At 66.4% G+C, this 23167-nt stretch carries 18 protein-coding genes; 9 read left to right on the plus strand and 9 right to left on the minus strand.

Annotated elements, in window-relative coordinates:
- Positions 1-190 precede the first annotated feature (190 nt).
- Positions 191-367 carry a hypothetical protein gene (locus tag WS62_RS34235; RefSeq protein WP_156441050.1) on the minus strand — a complete coding sequence of 59 codons (177 nt, stop codon included), beginning with the start codon at positions 365-367 and terminating at the stop codon, positions 191-193.
- 266 nt (positions 368-633) lie between these two features.
- On the opposite strand from WS62_RS34235, the gene WS62_RS19365 reads away from it, so the two are divergent.
- From WS62_RS19365 to WS62_RS19385, 5 genes are all read left to right on the plus strand, one after another.
- Positions 634-870 (plus strand): hypothetical protein, encoded by a 237-nt coding sequence (locus WS62_RS19365; RefSeq protein ID WP_066494851.1) that lies wholly within the window; start codon positions 634-636, stop codon positions 868-870.
- A 104-nt stretch (positions 871-974) separates the two neighbouring features.
- Complete coding sequence (locus tag WS62_RS19370) at positions 975-1205, plus strand: hypothetical protein (protein WP_066574086.1); 231 nt, start codon at positions 975-977, stop codon at positions 1203-1205.
- A gap of 635 nt (positions 1206-1840) precedes the next feature.
- On the plus strand, positions 1841-3109 hold the full coding sequence (locus tag WS62_RS19375) for an HlyD family secretion protein (protein ID WP_066574088.1): 1269 nt from the start codon (positions 1841-1843) through the stop codon (positions 3107-3109).
- A 15-nt stretch (positions 3110-3124) separates the two neighbouring features.
- Complete coding sequence (locus WS62_RS19380) at positions 3125-5326, plus strand: peptidase domain-containing ABC transporter (RefSeq protein ID WP_066574090.1); 2202 nt, start codon at positions 3125-3127, stop codon at positions 5324-5326.
- Positions 5323-6777, plus strand: a complete 1455-nt coding sequence (locus WS62_RS19385) for a TolC family protein (RefSeq protein ID WP_066574097.1) — start codon at positions 5323-5325, stop codon at positions 6775-6777. Before WS62_RS19380 ends, WS62_RS19385 begins: the two co-directional genes overlap by 4 nt.
- 198 nt (positions 6778-6975) lie before the next feature.
- Here WS62_RS19385 and WS62_RS19390 read toward each other — a convergent pair whose 3' ends face one another.
- Positions 6976-7935 (minus strand): phage tail protein, encoded by a 960-nt coding sequence (locus WS62_RS19390; protein ID WP_066574100.1) that lies wholly within the window; start codon positions 7933-7935, stop codon positions 6976-6978.
- A 125-nt stretch (positions 7936-8060) separates the two neighbouring features.
- Here WS62_RS19390 and WS62_RS19395 point away from each other — a divergent pair, with 125 nt between their 5' ends.
- A complete protein-coding gene (locus tag WS62_RS19395; protein WP_066574103.1) occupies positions 8061-8912 on the plus strand; it encodes a M15 family metallopeptidase in 852 nt (283 codons plus the stop codon).
- A 69-nt stretch (positions 8913-8981) separates the two neighbouring features.
- On the opposite strand, the gene WS62_RS38680 is transcribed toward WS62_RS19395, so the two are convergent.
- Positions 8982-9104, minus strand: coding sequence for a hypothetical protein (locus WS62_RS38680; protein WP_269435287.1), 123 nt, complete (start codon positions 9102-9104; stop codon positions 8982-8984).
- Positions 9105-9228: 124 nt separating this feature from the next.
- Here WS62_RS38680 and tssM point away from each other — a divergent pair, with 124 nt between their 5' ends.
- The 3 genes from tssM to WS62_RS19410 are packed head-to-tail and all read left to right on the plus strand — an operon-like array spanning position 9229 to position 15066.
- Positions 9229-13131, plus strand: coding sequence for a type VI secretion system membrane subunit TssM (gene tssM / locus WS62_RS19400; RefSeq protein ID WP_066574106.1), 3903 nt, complete (start codon positions 9229-9231; stop codon positions 13129-13131).
- Complete coding sequence (gene tagF, locus WS62_RS19405; RefSeq protein WP_066574109.1) at positions 13128-14117, plus strand: type VI secretion system-associated protein TagF; 990 nt, start codon at positions 13128-13130, stop codon at positions 14115-14117. The genes tssM and tagF overlap by 4 nt, the downstream gene beginning before the upstream one ends.
- A 4-nt stretch (positions 14118-14121) precedes the next feature.
- Entirely contained in the window at positions 14122-15066 is a 945-nt protein-coding gene (locus WS62_RS19410; RefSeq protein ID WP_066574111.1) for an OmpA family protein, read from the plus strand.
- A 157-nt stretch (positions 15067-15223) separates the two neighbouring features.
- Here WS62_RS19410 and tssA read toward each other — a convergent pair whose 3' ends face one another.
- The 6 genes from tssA to WS62_RS19440 form a co-directional block, all read right to left on the minus strand.
- Complete coding sequence (gene tssA / locus WS62_RS19415) at positions 15224-16339, minus strand: type VI secretion system protein TssA (RefSeq protein ID WP_066574114.1); 1116 nt, start codon at positions 16337-16339, stop codon at positions 15224-15226.
- 84 nt (positions 16340-16423) lie between these two features.
- Entirely contained in the window at positions 16424-19093 is a 2670-nt protein-coding gene (gene tssH / locus WS62_RS19420; protein ID WP_066574116.1) for a type VI secretion system ATPase TssH, read from the minus strand.
- 33 nt (positions 19094-19126) lie between these two features.
- Positions 19127-20227 (minus strand): type VI secretion system baseplate subunit TssG, encoded by a 1101-nt coding sequence (tssG, locus tag WS62_RS19425; RefSeq protein WP_066574118.1) that lies wholly within the window; start codon positions 20225-20227, stop codon positions 19127-19129.
- Positions 20191-22029, minus strand: coding sequence for a type VI secretion system baseplate subunit TssF (gene tssF / locus WS62_RS19430; protein ID WP_066574121.1), 1839 nt, complete (start codon positions 22027-22029; stop codon positions 20191-20193). Before tssF ends, tssG begins: the two co-directional genes overlap by 37 nt.
- A 78-nt stretch (positions 22030-22107) precedes the next feature.
- Positions 22108-22590, minus strand: a complete 483-nt coding sequence (tssE, locus tag WS62_RS19435) for a type VI secretion system baseplate subunit TssE (protein ID WP_059598336.1) — start codon at positions 22588-22590, stop codon at positions 22108-22110.
- A 57-nt stretch (positions 22591-22647) separates the two neighbouring features.
- Complete coding sequence (locus WS62_RS19440) at positions 22648-23151, minus strand: Hcp family type VI secretion system effector (RefSeq protein WP_059473103.1); 504 nt, start codon at positions 23149-23151, stop codon at positions 22648-22650.
- Between the last annotated feature and the right edge of the window lie 16 nt (positions 23152-23167).

Genomic DNA, 23167 nt, shown 5'->3' on the forward strand with positions numbered 1-23167 from the left:
CAGCACGCGAAGGCTGCTCGGCGCGTGCCGGCCAGCTTCGTTCCGGGCTGATAGGTTGGCGTCGTGGCGCATTCAGCTTCCTGTCAAACGACCAAGCACACTCGATTCGCGTTTGTGCAGAGCATCCTTAGTCGTGGATTAAATCAACGGGCCGCACCGTGATGATGAGTACGCTACCGAACTTAACAGTTCAATCCGACCTTTGATAATTGCCCCACGACAACGCGAGCATCGAAACATGCCGCCAGTCGTAACGAATTCGCTGAACCTGCGCAACCGGTCGATGCGCGTTGCCTCCGGCTCGGCGCCGTTCGTCGATGATCGAACCGCCATGGTCGACGACGAACGAACGTTGCCATTCATCCAAGAGAAAGTTCGGGGGCCGATTGATGACGAAGGCAGGGGAACACAGCGTGGATCAGGCGTCCGCGCATCGCGACCTGGGGCGACGATGCGCCGGACACAAGGACGATTCGGCCATCGGGCGTCGCGAACGGATCGGCGCACGGCGCATCGATCCGCTCGCCGCGACGAACGATCGCCGTAGACCGAATTGATTTGCTGCGCTTCGTCAACGGCGTCGCAGATCTACCCCGCCAGATGGGCCATCTGGCAGTTAATTGGAGAAAGGCAATGCAAGAACTCAACCAACAAGAGATCGATCTCGTCGGCGGCGCAACGGTTGGCGGCGGCCTGATCGGCGGCCTCACGGGCCTGATCGGCGCTTACGGCGACGCGCTGTACAAGGTCGGCGCGAGCGTGACGGGCGACCTCGTCGGCTTCGCGACGGGTGTGGTTCAAATCGGCGAAACGCTCGTCGGCGGCACGCTCAGCAACATCGCGAGCATCTTCACGGGCCCGAGCGCGTAATAACGGCACATCGATGATCGATTGAGCGACGACGGACGCCTCTCTCCTTGTCTCGACCGCTCGATGGATTTTCCAGCCACCTGCACATCATTCGGAGATTCACCATGCAAGAACTCAATCATCAAGAAATCGCCATGGTCGGCGGCGCTTCGCTCCTGACCAACCTGGTCAGCGCAATCGGCAACGAAGTGCTGCTGCTCGGCCAGTCGGCCTACAACTTCGGCGGCAACCTCACCGACTCCGCGGGCGCGATCCTCTCGCACACGGTCGACGGCATCGCCGGCGCGCTCACCAGCACGGTCGGCATCATCCAGGGCGTGCTGACGGGCAATTAACCGCGTTTCGACGCGACGACTCTCGAAGCATCGACGTCGAACGATCCTCCGGCGTCGTCAGCTTAGTTAGTCATGCTGACTGCGTGCCCGGTCCCGTCGCCGGGCACGCGGATCGAATGATTCCGCTTTCCGTCCGACGCGAAACGCCATACGCAACGCACGCGCGATCCGACATGGACGGCAACCGCACTCAACGTCCCCAAGCCGATTGTTTATCCACTCGAATCATCCGGCACATTGGGGGAAAGATATCAAAGATCGTCAAAACGTAGACCAACGCGCTTTCCTGTTTCGCCCGGCTCCGATAAGTTCTGATGCGACGCCAACGAGAATCGAATCGTCCGCATCCGAGGCCAGGACCGCCGCGATCTTCAGCGAGCGGCCGCCGCGAACGATTCGTCGATGAAACGCCGAGCGCCGCACCGCATTGCTGCTTCGTTCGCCGGGACATCGTCACGACATCCATGACGAGCTAGACATGCACGAACCGACTCGAGCACGAATCGAAGCCACTGTGCGCAGTGACCGCCCTGTCGACGCGATGCGCACGTTCGCTCGCGCCGACGCTCGAACGGCCTGACGCCATCGCGACGCGACTCCACGACGACATACACGCTACTTTCGGCAGTCCATCCATGACGCCCAATACTCCACTCTTTCGAACAGCCGCGCAGGAAGCGCAGCGCACGCAGACGCTGGGCGAGATCGTGCTGATCCGTCCGGTGTCGTTCGCCGTGCTGGCCGGCGCAGCCGCGAGCATGGCGCTCGGCGTGATCCTGCTATTCACGTTCGGCACTTATACGCGACGCACGACGGTCGACGGCGTGCTCACGCCGGATACGGGCCTCGTCAAGGTTTATGCGCAGCAGACGGGTGTCGTGCTGAAGAAGAACGCCGTCGAAGGACAGCACGTCACGCGCGGACAGGTGCTCTATACGGTGTCCACCGACCTGCAAAGCGCGGCTGCGGGACAAACGCAGGCGGCGCTCATCGAACAGGCGCAGCAACGCAAGACCTCGCTGCAGCAGGAGCTCGACAAGACCAGGACGCTGCAACAGGACGAGCGAGACACACTGCAATCGAAGATCGCGAGCCTGCGCGCGGAGCTCGCGGGCATCGACGATCAGATCGCCGCGCAGCGCACGCGCGCGTCGATCGCGGCCGATGCGGCATCGCGCTACGCCGGCCTTCTCGCGCAGGACTACATATCGAAGGATCAGGCGCAGCAGCGCCAGGCCGACCTGCTCGACCAGCGCTCGAAGCTGAACAGCCTGATGCGCGATCGCGCGGGCGCCGCGCAAGCGCTGAAGGAAGCGCTCAACGATCTGTCGGGGTTGTCGCTCAAGCAGCAAAACCAGTTGTCGCAAATCGACCGCAGCGTGATCGACGTCGATCGCACGCTGATCGAAAGCGAGGCGAAGCGCGAGTTCGTCGTCACCGCGCCGGAAACCGGCACCGCGACTGCGGTGATCGCCGAGCCGGGCCAGACGGCCGACACATCGCATCCGCTCGCGAGCATCGTACCGACAGGCGCGCACTGGCAGGCGTATCTGTTCGTGCCGAGCGCCGCGGTCGGCTTCATTCACGTCGGCGATCGCGTGCTCGTCCGCTATCAGGCGTATCCGTATCAGAAGTTCGGCCAGTACGAAGCGAGCGTCGTGTCGATCGCGCGCACCGCATTGTCGGCGGCCGAGCTCGCGACGAGCGGCGGCCCCGCCGCGCAAACGGCGAGCGGCACGTACTACCGGATCACGGTCGCGCTGAAGTCGCAAAGCGTGACGGCTTACGGCAAGGCGCAGCCGCTCCAGGCAGGCATGGCGTTGCAGGCCGACGTCCTGCAGGAGCGCCGCCGTCTGTACGAGTGGGTGCTCGAACCTCTTTACAGCCTGACAGGCAAACTCTGACGCGGTCATCAGCCTATGTCACTCCTCGATCGTCTCTCGTTCGGCATCGGCAGCAAGCTGCCGATGATCCTGCAGACCGAAGCCGCCGAATGCGGTCTTGCCTGCCTCGCAATGGTTGCGGGATTTCACGGCCATCACGTCGATCTCGCGACGATGCGCAGCCGCTTTCCGGTATCGCTGAAAGGCGCGGGCCTCGGCCGCGTGATCGAAATCGCGCAGCGCCTCGATCTCGGCACGCGCGCGCTGAAGCTCGATCTCGATCAGCTCGGCCAGTTGCGCATGCCGTGCGTGCTGCACTGGAACTTCAACCACTTCGTCGTGCTGAAGGAAGTCAACGGCAGGAGCGCGACGATTCACGATCCCGCGCAAGGCGTGCGCAAGCTGTCGCTCGACGAATTATCCCGCTCGTTTACGGGCGTCGCGCTCGAGCTGTGGCCGACAGGCAGCTTCAAGCCGCGCGTGGCGTCGCCCGCAGTGAAGCTGCGTCAGCTGCTCGGTCCCGTGTCCGGGCTGTCGCGCTCGCTCGGCCAGATCCTCGTGCTCGCGATCGCGCTCGAAGTGTTCACGCTCGTCTCTCCATTCTTCCTGCAATGGGTGATCGACGAAGTGATCGTCAGCGCGGACCGCGATCTGCTGACCGTGCTCGCGCTCGGCTTCGGCCTGTTGCTGCTGATGCAGCAGGCGACGAGCGCGATCCGCGCGTGGGCGCTGATGTATCTCGGCACGACGCTCAACGTGCAATGGCGCGCGAACGTGTTCACGCATCTGCTGAACCTGCCCGTCCAGTACTTCGAGCGGCGCCATCTCGGTGACGTCGTGTCGCGCTTCGGCTCGATCGACACGATCCAGCAGACGCTGACGACGTCGTTCCTGTCCGCTGTGATCGACGGGCTGATGACGATCGTCACGCTCGCGATGATGTTCGTCTACAGCCGCACGCTCGCATTCGTCGCGCTCGGCACGATGGTCCTCTACGCGCTGCTGCGCTGGCTCTGGTATCGGCCGCTGCGGCGCGCGGCGGAAGACCAGATCATCCACACCGCGAAGCAGCAGAGCCACTTCCTCGAAACTGTGCGCGGCGTGAAGACCATCAAGCTGTTCAACCGCCAGAGCGAACGCCGCTCGAGCTGGCTCACGCTGCTCGTCGAGCAGATCAACGCCGGCCTGCACGTGCAGAAGCTGCAGCTCCTGTATCAGCAATTGAACGGCCTGCTGTTCGGCCTCGAAGGGCTCGTCATCATCTGGCTCGGCGCGCGTCTCGTGATGGACGGCGAATTCACCGTCGGCGTGCTGATGGCGTTCAACGCGTACAAGGGGCAGTTCGACAGCCGAGTCGGCAGCCTGATCGACAAGTTCTTCGAAGTGAAGATGCTGCAGTTGCAGGGCGAGCGCCTCGCCGACATCGTGTTCGCGCAGGGCGAATCCGACGCCGGCGCGCGGCACGTGCCGGGCGAAGCGGAAAACCTCACTGCGGGCATCGAGGCCAACAATCTCGTGTTCCGCTACGCCGAAGGCGAACCGACCGTGCTCGACGGCGTGTCGCTGAAGATCGAGCCGGGCGAGTCGGTCGCGCTGATCGGACCGTCGGGCTGCGGCAAGACGACGCTCGTCAACGTGCTGCTCGGCATCCTCGAGCCGACGAGCGGCGCGATCAAGATCGGCGGCGTCGACGTCGAGCGCCTCGGCCTCGACCGGCTGCGTTCGCTCGTCGGCACCGTGCTTCAGGACGACGTGCTGTTCGCCGGCTCGATCGCCGACAACATCAGCTTCTTCGATCCGGACGCCGATCCGAAGTGGGTCGCCGAATGCGCGCATCTCGCGGCCGTGCATGCGGACATCGTCGCGATGCCGATGGGCTACAACACGCTCGTCGGCGACATGGGCACGGTGCTGTCGGGCGGACAGAAGCAACGCGTGCTGCTCGCGCGCGCGCTCTACAAGCGGCCGAAGATCCTCGTGCTCGACGAGGCGACGAGCCACCTCGACCTGCAACGCGAACGGCAGGTGAACGCCGCGGTCGGCGCGCTGAAGATGACGCGCGTGATCGTCGCGCACCGTCCGGAGACGATCGCGTCCGCGTCGCGCGTGATCATGCTCGACGCGGGCAAGGTCGCGCTCGACAAGCCGACCGCCGAGCTCGCCGTGGCGCCGAAGCCGGCAGCCACCGCAGCCGCAACCGCTCCTGCGGCGGCCGCGCATCCGGTCGCGGGACGGTGAGCGCGATGAAGTCCGCACGTACGCTCGCCGCCGCCGGCGCGCTCGCGCTTTTCGCGTCGCACGCCGCCCATGCGCAATGGCTCGATATCTACGGAACCCGAAAGAATGTGTCCGCGACGCCTGCCGCACCGCTATTGAAGAACGCGACATGCCAGCCGGAGCTCGCGAGCCATCCGATCGCACTCGAAGACGCGATCCTGCAGGCGATCTGCGCGAATCCGCAGGCGCGGCAGGCTTGGGCGAACGCGCGCGCGCAGGCGGCGCAGGTCGGCGTGAACGAAGCCGCTTTTTTGCCGACGCTCAACGCGACGGGCGGCATTCAGCGGAACTGGACATCCACGACCTACGAAGCCAATCTCGGGACCGTCTCCGCGAGCGATACGCAAACGCAAACGCAAACGCAAACGAGCCGCTACGGCGCGCTCAACCTGAGCTGGGTACTATTCGATTTCGGCAAGCGCAGCGCGGCGCTCAGGCAGGCGCGCGAGCTCCTTGCCGCCGCCAACGCAACGCAGGACAACACGCTGCAGACAATTCTCTTCAACGCGGCGCAAGCGTATTACGACCTGCGCGACGCACAGGCGGCGGTCGATGCTGCGCATACGATCGAACGCGCCGCGCAGGACAGCCTCACCGATGCGAAAGCGAAGCACGACGCCGGCGCGGGCACGCTGAGCGACCAATTGCAGGCGCAGACGAGCTACCGCCGCGCGGTGCTCGATCGCGTGAGCGCCGAAGGCGACGTGCAGAATGCAACCGGTACGCTCGCAGTCGCGATGGGGCTCGACGCGAACACGCCGCTGCAAATCGCTCCCGCCGAGCCCACTGTCGATCGCAACGCATTCGCGGAAGGCATCGCGCAATTGATCGACGAAGCGAAGCGGCAGCATCCGAAGCTCGTCGCCGCGCGCGCGAAGCTCGACGCCGCGCGTGCGAACGTCGACGCGGTACGCGCGCAAGGGCGTCCGACCATTTCGCTGACGGGTAGCCTCAACCGCAACAGCCCGTCGTATCAGCAACAGTTCGGCATCCAGACCACCGCGAGCCACGGCAGCATGATCGGCGTCCAGGTGACGATCCCGCTCTTCGAAGGCTTCGCGTCCGGCTACCGTGTCGCGGCCGCGCAGGCGCAAGCCGACGCGCAGGAAGCGGACGTGCAGAACACCGAGCTGAACGTGTCGCTCGACGTATGGAAGAGCTATCAGAGCCTGCAGACGGACACCGCGAATCTCGACAACTCGAAAGATCTGCTCGGCGACGCGCAGCGCTCGCTCGACATCGCGCGCGGTCGATACAAGGCGGGCGTCGGCACGTTCACTGAGCTGCTGAACGCGCAGACGGCGCTCGCCGACGCGCAGAAGCAGCGTGTGCAGGCGGTATCGAAATGGCGCACCGCGCGGCTCAAGCTCGCGGCGAGCCTCGGCAGCATCGGGTTGTGGTCGGTGCGTTGAAAGAACGTCGACGCGGCGGCAGCGCCGCATCCACGCTCGGGATGACGAAGCAATGAACCAATCGCCGAACGCGGCGGCATGCGTCGCGATTTAACATCGGCAATGGACAAGCGAACAAAAATCGAGGAGAGGCTCCGGGCTAAAGCGCGGCGCGTTCACATTCGCGTCGCCGCGCGCATGCCGGACGTCACGCGTGCGTCACGGCTGACGGTTCTGCGTAGCGGAAGTCGGGCACGCCGGATCCTTGCCCCAGTGGTTTTCGCACACGCGCCAGCGGCATAGTTGATCCTCGAAGAAGCCGCGCTCGCCGCATGCCTTCACGCGCGCGGCAAGCGACGTATCGGCCGATGCGGACGCCGCAGCAGCAGCCTTCTTCGACGCCGTATTCGCGTTCGTCTTCGCCGCATCGGCAGGGGTAGCCGGCTTCGTCCGCGCGACGAGCGCGGCGAGCAGATCGGCGTCCGGATCGTCCTTGCCGTTCTTCTTCGCACTGGTTTCGCGGCGCTTCTTCGCCTGCGCGGTTTCGGTGGCCTGTGTCTTGTCGTGACGCTTGCGCGCCGCGGCTTGCGTTTTCGCATGCGCCGCATCCTGCTTCGCGGCGACGCTCTTCGTCGCGCCCTTCTCCACGCGCTTCGCCGGCTTCGCTGCGGCGACCGCGGCCGCGGCAACGCTCGCGCCGGCGGCGGCCTCGGTCGGCGATACGTCGGATGCGCCATTCGCGAGCGCGCGCGACAAGCGGCCCTCGCCGCCGGCCGACGCAGCGACAGCCGGCTTCGCGTCGCTCGCGGCGCTGTCGTCGTTCACGATCGTCGCGGGCTGCGGCGCCGACGCTTGAGCGATCTGCGCCGCGCTCGCTGGCACGGCATTGCTCACGGGCGCAGCGGCGACGGCCGGCGCCGATGCGGCGGCCGTGACGTCGGCATGTTCGGTGGAAGGCTGCTGCAGTCGCCATGCGCCCCACCCGGCTACCGCGACGACGGCGAGCGCGACGAGCGCGAGCGGCCCCTTGCGCGAACGCGGTGCATTTTCGGGTTGGGGGGAGACGCGACCTTCAAGATTCGCGAGAATACGCGAGTTGTTCGCGCCGCTTTCTTTGCCGGCATGGGAAGAAAGCAGGCTAGGCGGGGCTTTCGAATTCGAATCGTCCGGCGCGCTCATTCAGTGTCTCGTTGAATCCTGGTTTAATTCGCCGCAATAATATTGTCCCGGCCTACGCGGAAGCAGGCCTGATTCTAAGATCAAGCATTGCAAATTACAATCGATTCCATATTCCGGGGTTTTCTTTGATTGCCGTCGTTCTAGTCGCATATTTCGCCATCGCCGTCCTCGCAGCGGCGCTGCTGTTATTACCGGCAGTGCGCGCGACGGTATTCGATTCGGTCGCCCAATTCCACGGCCGAATCAGCCGGCGCGCATCCGATCGCGCCGCCCTTGCGCGCGAGCGTCTCGCACAGTCGGCAAAAATGTCGCGCTCGACTTTAAGCGGCATGCAAAATTTACTAGTGCGGCGGCGCTTGCTGATTGCGACCACGACAGGTATTCTTGCGACGCCTCCATTGATCGCTATCGCGTTACGCGGTCGGCAACTATTCCAATACGACGACACTTTACGCGCGCCGGACGAGAAAATTGCCGCGCTTTTAAAAGGCGAGCAACTCGTTCCGCCGTTGCCGCTGCCGCCCGAAGTCTTCGCCACCCGCGAGGTCGAGCAGGTTCGGCCCGCGCTGAAGGATGCAAGCCGCGATTGGAATTTGCTCGATACCGATTTCAGAACGCGCCTGTTGCTTGTCTACAAGATCATGCACGAGCGATACGGCTATGAAATGGCGTTGCTCGAAGGCTATCGCAGCCCCGAGCGACAAAACCGATTGGCGCAAATGGGCAGCAACGTCACCAATGCGGCGGCGTTCCAGAGCTATCACCAATACGGGCTGGCGGCCGACAACGCATTCCTGCGCGACGGCAAGCTCGTCATCTCGGAAAAAGATCCGTGGGCCATGCGAGGCTATCAGTTGTACGGACAAGTCGCCGAAGAGGTCGGCTTGACCTGGGGTGGCCGATGGAAATTGATGGACCTCGGACACGTCGAATACCATAAGCCCGGCTTTAAGCTGGGGCGCTCGTCCGCTCGATAAAGGACGAGTAGGAAATAATGAGGGCGGCATGGGGCAACCGAACATCGCGACGGAAACACAATCCGGCAATCATTCGATCGGCGCGCGCCGGCCGGCGCGATGCGCCGCCCGCCCGTCGGCGAACGCATTGCGCACGAGCGCGCTGCCGCCCGCCCCGCCGAGGCGGCCCTTCTTCTCCCTAGGTGCATTCACGACAACGTGACGTCACCCGATGCCGTCACGCTTGTCGGCACAGCACGCGCGCATCGCGCCACGCGTGCATTTCGCGCCGCCGCTCAATTCGCCTTATTGAATCGCACCGGAACCTGAACGTCCTATGCAACGCTTCCTCAACGTGTTGACTCACCCTCGCACGCTCACGATCGTCGGCTTCGCCGCGCTCGCGGCGGTTCTGTTCCTCGCGGCCGATGCGCTACAGATCGGCTTCGCATGGGCGGCCGTCGCGTTCGCCGTCGCCGTCGCGCTCTGGCTCGCAACGAAGCTCTGGCGCCGCTGGCGCGTGCGCCGCGCGAACCGCCGGCTCGGCGACATCCTCGAGCAGCAGGCCGAAACGGGCAAGATGTCCGCCGCCGCGGCCGAGCCCGCGAAGCAGGCGGAGCTCGACGTGCTGCGCACCCGTCTCGCCGACACGGTGAAGACGATCAAGACGTCGAAGATCGGTCAGGTGTCGGGCGGCTCCGCGCTCTACGAGCTGCCGTGGTACATCGTGATCGGCAACCCGGCCGCGGGCAAGAGCAGCGCCGTCATCAACTCGGGGCTGCAGTTTCCGTTCGCGGACAAGAACAGCGCGGTGATCCACGGGATCGGCGGCACCCGGAACTGCGACTGGTTTTTCACGACGGAAGGCATCCTGCTCGACACCGCGGGCCGCTATTCGGTGCACGAGGAAGACCGCAGTGAATGGCTCGGCTTTCTCGATCTGCTGAAGCGCCATCGTCCGAAGGCGCCGATCAACGGGATCATCGTCACGGCGAGCATCGCCGAGCTGACCGGCAACCGTCCCGAATTCGCGATCAACCTCGCGAAGAACCTGCGCCAGCGCGTGCAGGAGCTCACCGAGAAGCTCGAAGTATTCGCGCCCGTCTACGTGATGTTCACGAAGGCCGACCTGATCACGGGCTTCACCGAATTCTTCAGCAGCAGCGACCGCCAGGAATACGACCGCGTATGGGGCGCGACGTTGCCGTACGAGCCGGACGAGAAGCGCGATGTCGTCGCGCTGTTCGACGAGCGTTTCGAAGAGCTGTACGAAGGGCTGAAGGAGATCAGCGTCGCGCAACTGTCGATCAGCCGCGGCAACAAGCTTTCGCCCGGCCAACTGAGCTTCCCGCTCGAGTTCTCGACGATCAAGCCCGCGCTGCGCTCGTTCCTTGCGACGTTGTTCGAAAACAATCCGTTCCAGTACAAGCCGATCTTCCGCGGCTTCTACTTCACGAGCGCGCTGCAGGAAGGCGAGACGAACAGCGCCGCCGCGCAGCGGATCGCGACTCGTTTCGGCCTCGACGCGCAAAGCCTGCCGAAGCCGCACAGCGCGTTCTCGAAGAACGGCTTCTTCCTGCGCGACCTGTTCTCGAAGGTGATCTTCGCGGACCGCCAGACGGTCCGCCAGTTCGCGAGCCCGACGAAGACGCGCATGCGCTACGCGACGTTCTTCGGCTTCGTCGCGGCGCTCGCGCTCGCGCTCGGCGGCTGGACCTGGTCGACGATCGGCAACCAGCAGCTCGTATCGAACGTGCAGGCCGACCTCGACAACGTGACCCGCTTGCAGCAGAACCGCAATGACCTGCAGTCGCGCCTGCAGGCGATGGACATCCTCGAGGACCGGATCGAGCAGCTCGAGCAGTTCCGCCGCGACAAGCCGCTGTCCGTGTCGCTCGGCCTGTACCAGGGCGACCGTCTCGAGCAGCATCTGCTGACCGAGTACTACAACGGCGTGCGCCAGATCCTGCTGAACCCGGTGTCGGGCAACCTCGCGTCGTTCCTGAAGGACGTGAACACGCATCCGGACCAGCTCGCGCCGATGACGCGCGCGCCGGAATCGGGCGCCGTGCAGGCGGGCGCCATGCCGGTGTCGACGAACCCGGCCGCGCAGGGCGCGGCCCCCTCCCCCGCCGTCGCGCAGAATCCGCGGCAGGGCGGCCTCTACAACGACGCGCAGCCGACCAACGTCGAGGACGCATACAACGCGCTCAAGACCTACCTGATGCTGTCCGACAAGCGGCACGTCGAGCAGGCGCACCTGACCGACCAGATCGCGCGCTTCTGGCGCGGCTGGCTCGAGACGAATCGCGGCAACATGCCGCGCGACGAGATGATCAAGAGCGCGGAGCGAATGATCACGTTCTATCTGTCGCGCGTCTCCGACAACGACTGGCCGATGATCGAAGCGAACCTCGCGCTCGTCGACCAGACCCGCGAGAACCTGCGCCGCGTCGTGCGCGGGATGCCGGCGCGCCAGCGCGTGTATGAGGAGATCAAGGCGCGCGCGTCGACCCGCTTCGCGCCGATGACGATCGCGCGGATCGTCGGCGAAGGCAACACCGGCCTCGTCGCGGGCAGTTACGCGATCCCCGGCACGTTCACGCGCGAAGCGTGGTTCCAGTACGTGCAGCCCGCGATCCGCGACGCCGCGACGAAGGAGTTGCAGGCGAAGGACTGGGTGCTGAACACCGCGACGGCGGACGACCTGACGCTCGAGGGCAGCCCCGAGCAGATCCAGAAGACGCTCGTCGCGATGTACAAGACCGAGTACGCGCAGCACTGGCAGAAGTTCATGCAGGGCATCGCGGTGCAGGGCTTTGGCAACTTCGGCCAGGCGGTCGACGCGATGAACAAGCTCGGCGACCCGCAGGATTCGCCGATCCGCAAGGTGCTCGAGACCGCGTACGACCAGACGTCGTGGGACAACCCGTCGCTCGCCAACGCGACGATCAAGAAGGCGCAGACGGGCGTCGTGAACTGGGTCAAGCAATGGTTCACGCGTCAGCCGGGCGGCCAGGTCGCGGCGAACATCGACATCAACGGCAACCCCGCCGACGCGCCGATGGGTCCGATCGGCCAGGAGTTCATCGGGCTCGGCCGGATCGTCGCGACGCATGACGGCACGTCGATGCTGAAGGGCTACATGGACACGCTGTCGAAGGTCCGCACGCGCTTCAACGTGATCAAGAACCAGGGCGATCCCGGCCCCGGCGCGCGCCAGCTGATGCAGCAGACGCTCGACGGCAACGGCTCGGAGCTCGCCGATTCGCTGAAGTTCGTCGACGAGCAGATGCTGACGGGCCTGACCGACACGCAACGCAAGTCGCTGCGTCCGCTCCTCGTGCGCCCGCTGATGCAGGCGTTCGCGGTCGTGATCCAGCCGGCGAGCGTCGAAGTGAACAAGGTGTGGAACGCGCAGGTCTACCAGCCGTTCCAGGGCTCGCTCGCGAACAAGTATCCGTTTGCGGCGGGCGCGAAGGTCGAAGCCGGCGCGAGCGAAATCGCGCAGGTGTTCGGTCCGGACGGCTCGGTCGCGAAGTTCGTCGGCACGACGCTCGGGCCGCTCGCGGTGCGCCGAGGCGACACGCTGTCCGCACGCACCTGGGGCGACATGGGCCTCGCGCTCACGCCGGACTTCACGAACGGCTTCGCACGCTGGGTCGCGCCGCTCGCGGGCGGCGCGGCGGCGAGCGGCGCCGCGTCGTCCGAACCGCAGACTGTGTTCCAGGTCCTGCCGCAGCCGAGCAGCGGCACGACCGAATACACGATCGCGATCGACGGCCAGCAGCTGCGCTACCGCAACACGCCGCCGCAATGGACGAACTTCGTGTGGCCGAACCCGCAGGGCTCGCCCGGCGCGACGCTGTCCGCGACGACGTTCGACGGCCGCACGATCCAGCTCGTCAACGAGCCGGGCCGCTACGGTCTCGAGAAGCTGATCAACTCCGCGCAACGCAAGCGCCGTCCGGACGGCACGTTCGACCTGACGTGGACGCAAGGCAGCGTCAGCGTGTCGGTGACGATGCGCATCATCAGCACCTCGCAGCCGACGGGCGGCGGCGACCAGCCGCAGCAGCAGAGCCTGCGCGGCCTGCGCCTGCCGTCGTCGGTCGCCGACGCGAGCGCGGGCGGCGCGGCCAACGCGACCGCGCAGCCGGCGGGATCGGGCCTCGTGGGCGCGGCCCCGCAGGCCGCCGTCGCGGCGGCTTCCGCATCGAACGCACAGGGGGCGCAATGACGCAAACGGTCCAGGCTCAGATCGCTTACTTCGGCAAGATCCCGTCGCGCGGCGACTTCGTGAAGAGCGCGCACAATCCGCAGCTGCTGCAGACGCTCGACCACTGGATCGCACGCGCGATGGAGCTCCTCGCCGACGACCCGCGCTGGAAGATCGTCTACGAGAACGCGAAGCCGATGCACTTCGCGTTCCTCGGCTCGAAGAGCCGGCTCGCGATCGCCGGCCACATGATCGCGAGCCGCGACGCGTCGAACCGGCGCTTCCCGTTCCTCGCCGCGACGGCGCTCGAAGTCGAGCGGCCGCTGCCGTTCCTCGCGCGCAGCCCGCTCGCGTTCGCGCGGCTCTGGTCGCGCGCCGCCGCGCACATGCAAACCCTCCTCGGCCCGCAGGAGCCGGCCGGCGCGCTGCAGGCGCTCGGCGACACGCAAGTGCCGATCGACACGGGCGGCCCGGGCAGCGCGCACGACGGCACGTTCAACGATTTCGTCGAGCACCAGACCCTGTACGGCCTCGAGCAGATGCTGCTCGCGAGCGGCCATCCGGTGAAGCTGCGCGGCGCGATGCTCGCGCTCGGCTCGCTGCTGCGTCCCGTGATGCAAAGCGGCACGTCGCACATCGAGCGCGGGCTCACGCTGCCGCTGCCGACCGATCCGTTCTATCGCACCCTCGTCGCCGCGTTCTGGCTCGAGCTCGTCGCACCGTTCGTGTCGCGCGCCGATTTCGAGCTGGCGATCTTCATCGGCACGATCGCCGAGCGCGAGCGGCTCATCATCGGCTTCAACGGCGCGTCCGCGAAAACCCTGCACAGCGTGGTCGATCCGCAGACTTACGCCGAACACAACATCGACATCGACGATCCGGAGTGGATCGACGCACATGCGCAAAACGACCATGGGATCAGCAAGCTCGTCAGTTATCTCGACCAACCGCAACTGTCGCTGCGTGTCTGCATCGACACGTTCCATGAAGCGTTCATCGGAGCGTGATGCGATGACGAAGCCGTTCCTCACTTCCCGCTTCAGGCTCACGCTCGCCGCGCTCGCGCTGGGCGGCGCACTGCACGGCGGCGTCGCGCTCGCCGACAACGTCGGCCCCGCGACCGTCACGCCGATCGACGCAGGCGGCGTGCCCGTGAAGTCGACGCCGCTCGCCGCGCCCGGCGCAGTCGCGCCCGCTGCCGCCGCGGCAAGCAGCGCGGGCGGCGGCGCGACCGTGTCGTCGCCGCCGCCGGCGAACGCGACGCCGGGTCAGGTCGTCGCCGGCGGCAAGGTCGCCGACGAGGCGACGAAGGCCGCCGTGCTGCAGCGCCTGCGCGACACGTACGGCGCCGCGAACGTCGTCGATCAGATCGAAGTCGGCGACGTCGCGACGCCGCCGAACTGGTCCACGAACGTGCAGAAGCTGATCGGCCCGCAGTTGAAGCAGATCAGCAAAGGACAGCTCAGGATCGACGGCACGCAGATCGACGTGAAGGGCGAGGTCCACAACGAAGCGCAGCGCCAGCAGCTCGCGAGCGACATGGCGAACGCGCTGAACCCGACCTACACGATCAAGAACGGGCTGCGCGTGAGCGCGTCCGAGCAGGGCCTGCTCGACCAGACGCTCGCGAACCGCACGATCGAGTTCGAGACCGGCAGCGCGACGCTCACGCTGCAAGGCCGCGCGATCCTCGACCAGATGGCGGCCGCGCTCGCGAAGATGTCGAACCGGACGGTCGAGATCATCGGCCACACCGACAACTCGGGCAATCGCGCGTCGAACATCGCGCTCAGCCAGGCGCGCGCCGACGCGGTGAAGGGCTATCTGGTGGCGAAGGGCATCGCGCCGCAGCAGTTGACGACGACGGGCGTCGGCCCCGATCAGCCGATCGCGTCGAACGACACGAACGACGGACGCGCGCGCAATCGCCGGATCGAGTTCCGCGCGGGGCAGTAAGCGGCGCGAGCGCAAACGGCGGCGGGACGGGCGGCCCGCCCGCGCGGCGGTACGGCAAATACAGCGAGCGGTACAGCAACATGGAAACGGCGACGGATGGCCCTTTGCGGCCTCTCCGTCGCTTTTTTATGGCCGGCCGCCGCGAGCCGGCCGCCGCTCACGCGTTGTCATCCGGCTTCAGGCCGAGCAGTTCGCGGATGTGCGCGAGCGAGCCGTCGTCCTTGACGACCGACGCGAGCCACTGATGCAGCGGCATGTCCGCCCATTCGGCGGCCTTGTCGGCGAGATACGCGACGGGGCTGTGCGGCTCCGTCCCGCGGAAATACTTCGCGACCGCGCGGAGCTGCTCGACCGCCTGCGCGCGATTCTGGATGCCGGCGATCACGATCGGCGCGGGAGCGGGCGGCGTATGCCTCTGCACGGAGTCCTCCGGGTGAAGCGGCGTCTTGAAGCTCGGCTCCGCGCGCTCGAGCGACGTGCCCGGCGCGACGGCCTGCGGCTGCGCGTCGGGCGTGTAGCCCTGCTCCTTCGCGAAGCGCTCGGCGAGCCGGTAGACCGTTTCGTACGTGTCGCGCGCCTGCCGGAAGCTCGGCGCCGCATCGCCCGCGCGCTGGTCGAGCTCCTGCTCGAGCGCGTCGAGCGCGACCTGGAACGCCCTCAGCTCGCCGAGCAGCCGCGCATAGAACGCGACGGACGTCATCCGCTTCGACGCTTCGATCTGATCGACCGACGGCTTGCCGCGCGCTATTTCGCCCGCCTGCTCGGGATCACGCTTGATCGCCTGCGCGACGTGCTGCGCGACGTCCCAGTCGAGCTCGCCGAACGCGTTCGACGCGCCGTCGGTGAGCGGCACCGCGCGCAGCAGCTCGGCCGTGCGCCCGACGAGCCACGCGACGTTGCCGAGCCGGTACTCGGCGTCGTCGCCGTCCGGCAGCGGGTGCACGTGATCCCAGAATTGCCGGCACAGATTCGTCAGCAACGCGTAGCCCTGCGTGAGCCCGCCGACGCCGTCCTCGAGCGCGAGCGCCTCGGTCAGCCATACCGCGAGCCGCAGGTCCTTGGTCCGTTCGCGCAAGAGCGCGGTCGATTGCTCGACCACGAAGCTCCAGTCCGCTTCCTTGATATCGGTGATCCACTCGCCCTGGTCGAGCGACGGATCGTCGAACTTGCGCGCGTGCTGGATCGCGTCGAAATCGGCGGAGAACAGGAGATCGTCGCCGCACGGCGACGCTTCGCTGATCGGCGTCAGCAGCTCGTTGAGGTTGATCGGCATGGTCGAATGCTATGTCTGTCCGTTGCGGCGTCCATCGTTGCTTGATGACCGCGCGACGCGTGACGCACGCGCCGCGCGGCGGTCTTACTCGACCGTGTACTCGAATTCGCCCGTCTCGGCCGCGCGCGCGGCGATCCGCGCGATCGCCTCACCGTCGGCGATCCGCGACAGCACGTGCTCGGCGATCTCCGGCAGCAGCGTACCGTTCAGGATGTGATCGACATTGCGCGCGCCCGAATCGACTTCGGTGCAGCGCGCGAGCACGGCGTCGACGAGCGACTCGTCCCACTCGAACGCGGCCTTGTGGTTCGATTCGATCCGGCGGCGGATGCGTTCGAGCTTCAGCTCGATGATGTCGGCGAGCGCGTCGTCGGAGATCGGATAGTACGGAATCACCTTCATCCGGCCGAGGAACGCGGGCTTGAACGCCTTGTAGAGCTGCGGGCGCAGCGCCTCGGCGAGCGCCTCGGCGTCGGGCAGCTCCTCCGGCGCCTTGTTCAGGCACGCCTGCATCACCGCCGACGACCCGACGTTCGACGTGAGGATGATCAGCGTGTTACGGAAGTCGATCTCGCGTCCTTCGGCGTCGTCCATCGCGCCTTTGTCGAACACCTGGAAGAACATTTCGAGCACGTCCGGATGCGCCTTCTCGACTTCGTCGAGCAGCACGACGGAATACGGATTGCGGCGCACCGCTTCCGTCAGCACGCCGCCCTCGCCGTAGCCGACGTAGCCGGGCGGCGAGCCTTTCAGGCCCGACACGCTGTGCGCTTCCTGGTACTCGCTCATGTTGATCGTGATCATCTTGCGTTCGCCGCCGTACAGCACGTCGGCGAGCGCGAGCGCCGTCTCGGTCTTGCCGACGCCCGACGGCCCGACGAACATGAACACGCCGCGCGGCTTGTTCGGGTCCTCGAGATTCGCGGTCGCGGTGCGCACGCGCTGCGCGATCGCGTCGAGCGCGTGGTCCTGGCCGATCACGCGCGCGCCGATCAGATCGCGCAGGTTCAGCACGGTCCCGATCTCGTCCTTCACCATCCGGCCGAGCGGAATGCCGGTCCACGACGCGACGATCTCCGCGACGACGTGGCCGTCGACCTGCAGCGGCACCATCGGCTGGTTGCCCTGCAGCGCGCGCAGCGCGTCGACGCGCTCGGCGAGCGTCGCGCGGGCCGCATCGACGTCGACCGGCTTGCCTTCGACGGACGGCTCGCGCGCCGCATCGAGTTCGGCGCGCAATGCGCCGATCTCGGCGACGAGCGCGCGCTCCTGTTCGTAACGCGCTTCGTCTTCGGCGAGCGCCTTCAAATCGGCCTCGCGCTCGTCGCGCAGCGCCGCGAGGCGCTCGTCGTGCGCAGCGCCGCCCGCGACTTCGCGCTCGAGCGCCGCGATCTCCGCGTCGATCCGCTCGATGCGCTTTTTCGTGTCGTCGATCGCGGCGGGCGTCGCGCTGTGCGCGAGCGCGACCTTCGCGCATGCGGTGTCGAGCACGCTGATTGCCTTGTCCGGCAGTTGGCGGCCGCTGATGTAGCGATGCGACAGCCGCACCGCCTCGGTGATCGCGTCGTCGAGGATCCGCACGTTGAAGTGCTTTTCCATCAGCTCCGCCATCCCGCGCAGCATCGCGGCGGCGAGCGGCTCGCTCGGCTCCTCGATCTTCACGACCTGGAAGCGCCGCGCGAGCGCCGCGTCCTTTTCGAAGTACTTCTTGTATTCGCTCCACGTCGTCGCCGCGATCGTGCGCAGCTCGCCGCGCGCGAGCGCCGGCTTCAGCAGGTTCGCGGCGTCGTTCTGGCCCGCCTGCCCGCCCGCGCCGATGATCGTGTGCGCTTCGTCGATGAAGAGAATGATCGGATGCGCGCTCTTCTTCACCTCGTCGATCACGCTCTTCAGGCGGTTCTCGAACTCGCCCTTTACGCTCGCGCCCGCCTGCAGGAGGCCCATGTCGAGCACGTGCAGCGCGACGCCGCGAAGCGGCGGCGGAACGTCGTCGGCCGCGATCCGCAGCGCGAGCCCTTCGACGACGGCGGTCTTGCCGACGCCCGCCTCGCCCGTCATGATCGGATTGTTCTGCCGGCGGCGCATCAGAATGTCGATCGCCTGACGAATCTCCGCGTCGCGGCCGATCACGGGATCGATCTTGCCTTCGCGCGCGCGCTGCGTGAGGTTCGTCGTGTACGTGTCGAGCGCCGGCGTCTTCGACGGGCCGCGCGGCGCGCCGCCTGCCGCCGCGGCGCCGTCCGGCACGGCGGCGTCGCTCTCCGCCTGCCGCGGCTCGGCTTCGGCCGAGCCCGCGGTGATCTCGTCGAACTTGTGCTTCAGGTCGTCGACGCGCACGCGCGTGAACTGCGACGACATCCGCTGCGCGAACTGCGCGAGATCGGGCCCCGTCAGCAACGCAAGCAGCAGATGGCCCGAACGAATCCGGCCGATCTGCGAATCGAGCGACGCGATGAGCCACGCCTGCTCGAACAGCTCGGTCAGATGCACCGAGAACACCGGCGTACGCGTGTTGCCCGTCTTCAATCCTTCGAGCTCACGCTCGAGGTCCGCGCGCAGCGCGTGCGGATCGACACCGCTCGCACGCAGCACGAGCGGCACGTCGCCGGTCGACTCGTCGAGCAGCGCGAGGAACAGATGCTCGAGATCCACTTCATAGTGACCGCGCGCGAAACAGTGGCTGGCGGCGCGCTCGGCAGCCTTCCGGCACACCGGATTCAGTTTCGCGATCAGGGTCTTCAGGGGCGTGCTCATCGGTTACGGTCCACTCAGGTTCGATCGTTGTTATCAATGAATGACATGCAGTTCGTAGCGCGCGTCCGCGCGATCGCGCTCGGCTTCGCGCGTGCAGAGGAACGCGTCCCAGCCGAGCCGCGCGCCGCTGCCGAGGATGCTCGCGCCGACTTCGGTACGGCGCAGCACGAGCGACACTTCATATTCGAGCGTGACGCCGGCGAGCAGCGTCAACATCCGCTCGAGCGCGACCGCGCGCTCCTCGCCGGGCAAAAACGCCTCATAGTCGCGCTTCGACAGCGGCCCGACGACGAGCCGCGCGCGCATGTCGCGCTGCCACACGCGTTCGCCGACGAGCGCCGTCGCACCGAGCGTCACGTTCACGTCGCCGAGCACGCTCAGTTGATCGGGCGGCACGTCGTACCACTTGCCGACGAATTGCTCGATGCGGATCGGCACGCGGAAATACTCGGACAGCGTGCGCTGCAAATAGGCGGCCGACACCGGCCGGTGCCGCGCGGCGAGCGCATAGCCCGCGATCGCCTCGTCGAGCAGCGCGCCGCGGCCTTCCTGCACGGTCGAGCGCGCTTCGTCGTTCGCGACGCCCGCGAGCGCGAGCAACAGCGGCAGATAGCGCTCGTCGCGGTCGAGCTCGTAATGCAGCGGCAGCCGGTACTTCTTCCACGCCGCGTAGAACAGCGCGGTCGCACGATTCGAGAATACGTCGAAAAACGCGCGCGCCGCGTGATCGCGCTTCAGGTGCTCGCGCGCGATGATCTGCTCGGTGTAATGGAGCGGCAACGCGCCCTGGCCGCCCAGCAGGCCGAAGAACGCGGGTGTCAGCTCGACGCGCGACAGCGCGCCCGCGTCGACCGCCGCGTTGCGCTGCGGCGCGTCCTTCAGCGCGTCACCCGCTTCGTCGTACGACTGCGCGCGCTCGATTTCGCTCGGCGGAAAACCGAGCGACAACGTGTTTCTGAAGCCGATCCGCCGCGCGACGATCTCGCCCGGCCGGCTCGCTGCATAGCGTTGCGGATGGCGCTTCGCGAACCAGGTCTCGAGCAGCCGCACCGCCTGAAAGAATTCGAAGCGATGCGGCTCGTCGAGCAGCCGCTCGACTACGCCAGGATCGATTCGCCGCTGCGCGGTTTGCATCGCATGATCTCCTCGCCGGTGCGCTTCGACACGACGATCAGTTGAACAAAGCTGTTGAGGTGCACGTAAAGCCCGAAGAACGCGTCGATCATCCGCACGAACGTCGCGAGGCTCGAGCCGACGAAATGCTCGTCGTCGATCATGAGCCGGATCTCGACGCCGCGCACGAACGTCGCGAACGGCTTGCCGGGCAGCCACTGCACGGCGCCCTTCTGCTCGATGCCGACGATCCCGTCGATGTGACGCGTCGACACCGCGGACCGTCTCAGATCGTACAGCACGAGCACTTCCTTCAGCGCGGTGAGCCCTTCTTCGGCGAGCGACACGTGATTGAGCGCGAGGTGCGACACGAGCCGCCAGTGCGCGGCGCGGCCGCGTTCGAAGCGCGCGCTCGGCGTCGGCCGGCGCAGCAGCGCGATCGGGCCGGACTGAGCGTCGCCTTCGATGAAGAGATCGCCGCCGTCGAGCCCTGTCGCGAGCGCGGCAGGCAGGTCGCGGTTCGTACAGGTGAGATCGAGGCTCAGCGTGTCGGTCTGCGGCGCGCCCGGCTCGAAGTCGATGTCGACGACCGAAATCTCGGTCTCGTAGCCGGGACTCTTGCGCGCGACGTTGTCGTCGCGACGCGCGAACCAATAGTGGCCGACCTGCGCTGCCTCGCCGTGATGCAGCGAATAGAACGGCCGGAATTCGATGACTGCCTCCCGATCGGCGCGCTGCCGCACGAGATGCACGGAATCGATCGAATACACCTCGTACGCGAACGCGCGGCGTGCGTCGGCGATCACCGGATACGACACCGCCTGATGGCTGATCCGGATCGGCTCGCCGTGCTGCCGGAACAGGTTGACGACCGGCGTGCAGAACAGGCGAAAGTGGCTCGCGGTCAGCAGATCGAGCAGCCGCGCGACGTGCGAATCGCTGCGCACGTCACGCAGGACCACGTGCAGCGTCAACTGCCGGCAATGGCCCGCGCGGCGCGCCAGCGCAGCCAGATCGAAGTCGACGAAGTTGAACTTGTCCGGGAATGCGAAGTATTCGGTCAGCAGCCGGTACGCCGGGTGCGAACGGGCCGGATAGTCGATCAGCGCATCGGCTTCGTCGAAGCCCGCGTGCTCGAACGGCGCCTTGCCGAGCGCGATCCAGCGGCCGCTGCGCTCGGGCTCGACGTAAAACGCGAGCGCATGCGCGAACAGGCAATCGGCCAGCGCTGCGACGAACGACTGCTCGCCGTGCAGATGCGCGCGCAGCTTGTCGAGCTTCAGCGAGGCGAGATCGAGCTGCGGCGACGTCGATTCAAACGCGATCGAGATTACGCCCGTCGCGTTGCCGGGCAGCGCGGCCGAGCTCGGCGCCGCGGCGATCGAACCGTAGCGCGCGTCCGCGAGCCGAATCGGCGCGAGCGTCACGTCGTACGCGGTGCGGAAGCGGCACTGCACGCCGCGGATCGCGCGACTCTTCAGCTCGGTGCCGCGTTCGACGACCTGCGGTTCGTTCAGTCGAGCGAACGATTCCGGCGCGCCGAACTGCGCGATCGAGCACGACGGAAACGGCCGCAGATAATGTGGATAGAGGACTTCGACGAGCGCTTCGGTGAATTCGGGATACTCGTCGTCGAGCTTCTTGTTGATCCGCGCACCGAGGAGCGCGAACGATTCGATCATCCGCTCGACATGCGGATCCTCGCAATGCTCGCCCGTCTGCGACAGACGCGCGGCGATCTTCGGGTACCGGTTCGCGAATTCGAGCGAATAGCGCCGCAGAAACGACAGTTCGCGTTCGTAATACGGCAGCAACTCTTCCATCGACGATCCCCGAAACCTGATGCTCTCGTGCCGGGCTTCTCGTTGCCGCGCGGCGCCCGGCGGCTCACGCGATACGGCTCAAACCTTGGCGGCGCGCGCGCGCGTCACCGAATATTGCAACGTCGACGGCTGCAGCATCGCATCGAAGGTCACCGGCTCCTCGGCCGGATGCACGACGAGCAGCGCCTGGATCGCGAAGTAGAGCGCGTTCGTCGACTGCTCGTTCAGTTCGAACGCCACCGTCACCTGCTGCAGCCGCGGCTCATGCCGCGCGATCGCCTGCTGAATCGACTTGCAGATAAACGTGCGGTCGTAGTGGCTCGCGAGGCTCAGGCCGGCGAAATCGTTCAGCCCGTAAGTCAGCACCGAGCGCTGGCACTCCGGCAGCGCGGCGAGATCTTCGTCCGTCAGCGCGATGCGCGTGTTCAGGATCGCCTCGACGTCGCGCGCGACCGTGTTCTTCAGTTCTTCCAGCGACAATTGCCGCATTGCGGCGGGTGCCGGCACATGCGGTTCGTCGTCGAACAGCTTGTCGAGGAAGCTCGGTTCGAAGCGTTTCATCGGGCTCCACGCAAAACGGGAACGGGGCACGCGCCGTGCCCCGTTCCCGCGTCGAACTTAGACCGCGTAGGTCTTGTCGTTCTTCGTGAGGCTCCAGGCGCCCTGCGTGTTGCCGCCCTGGTTGCCGCCGATCTTCTGCTGCGTCTGCTTCCACTGGACCGCGGCATACTTCAGCGCGAATTGCTCGAGGGGCAGGCCTTCCTTCTGCACGCTCGGCGTCACGCTCGCGACGATCACGTACTTCAGCTTGATCTCGAGATATTTGACGCGCTGGCCGTCACCGTCCGAACGCATGAAATCGATCGTCACTTCGTCGAACGTCGTGCCGCCCGACGCGTGCTGGTACAGCAGCGGGCTCGCCATATCGATTTCTTTCGTGAACACCATGTCGCCGTGCTCGCAACGCTCCGACGTATGGCCGCCCGAGGTCGACGCGGTCGCCGAACGCGGCTGGATGATCGAATGGTCCCAGGATTTCAGCTCGATCCAACCGTCATGGTCCTTGTCCGCGGACTCGCCCTTGACGGCAGGATTACCGAACTTCAAGTACATGTCTAACATGGCCTACGACTCCCCA

This window comes from Burkholderia sp. ABCPW 14, assembly GCF_001523835.1.
Lineage (GTDB): Bacteria > Pseudomonadota > Gammaproteobacteria > Burkholderiales > Burkholderiaceae > Burkholderia > Burkholderia mayonis.

Coding starts and splice junctions, on each gene's coding strand:
- WS62_RS19375 (WP_066574088.1), top strand. CDS start 1,841: ATGACGCCCAATACTCCACTCTTTCGAACAGCCGCGCAGGAAGCGCAG.
- WS62_RS19410 (WP_066574111.1), top strand. CDS start 14,122: ATGACGAAGCCGTTCCTCACTTCCCGCTTCAGGCTCACGCTCGCCGCG.
- tagF (WP_066574109.1), top strand. CDS start 13,128: ATGACGCAAACGGTCCAGGCTCAGATCGCTTACTTCGGCAAGATCCCG.
- tssG (WP_066574118.1), bottom strand. CDS start 20,227: ATGCAAACCGCGCAGCGGCGAATCGATCCTGGCGTAGTCGAGCGGCTG.
- WS62_RS19380 (WP_066574090.1), top strand. CDS start 3,125: ATGTCACTCCTCGATCGTCTCTCGTTCGGCATCGGCAGCAAGCTGCCG.
- tssF (WP_066574121.1), bottom strand. CDS start 22,029: ATGGAAGAGTTGCTGCCGTATTACGAACGCGAACTGTCGTTTCTGCGG.
- tssH (WP_066574116.1), bottom strand. CDS start 19,093: ATGAGCACGCCCCTGAAGACCCTGATCGCGAAACTGAATCCGGTGTGC.
- WS62_RS19370 (WP_066574086.1), top strand. CDS start 975: ATGCAAGAACTCAATCATCAAGAAATCGCCATGGTCGGCGGCGCTTCG.
- WS62_RS19390 (WP_066574100.1), bottom strand. CDS start 7,935: ATGAGCGCGCCGGACGATTCGAATTCGAAAGCCCCGCCTAGCCTGCTT.
- WS62_RS19440 (WP_059473103.1), bottom strand. CDS start 23,151: ATGTTAGACATGTACTTGAAGTTCGGTAATCCTGCCGTCAAGGGCGAG.
- tssM (WP_066574106.1), top strand. CDS start 9,229: ATGCAACGCTTCCTCAACGTGTTGACTCACCCTCGCACGCTCACGATC.
- tssA (WP_066574114.1), bottom strand. CDS start 16,339: ATGCCGATCAACCTCAACGAGCTGCTGACGCCGATCAGCGAAGCGTCG.
- WS62_RS19365 (WP_066494851.1), top strand. CDS start 634: ATGCAAGAACTCAACCAACAAGAGATCGATCTCGTCGGCGGCGCAACG.
- tssE (WP_059598336.1), bottom strand. CDS start 22,590: ATGAAACGCTTCGAACCGAGCTTCCTCGACAAGCTGTTCGACGACGAA.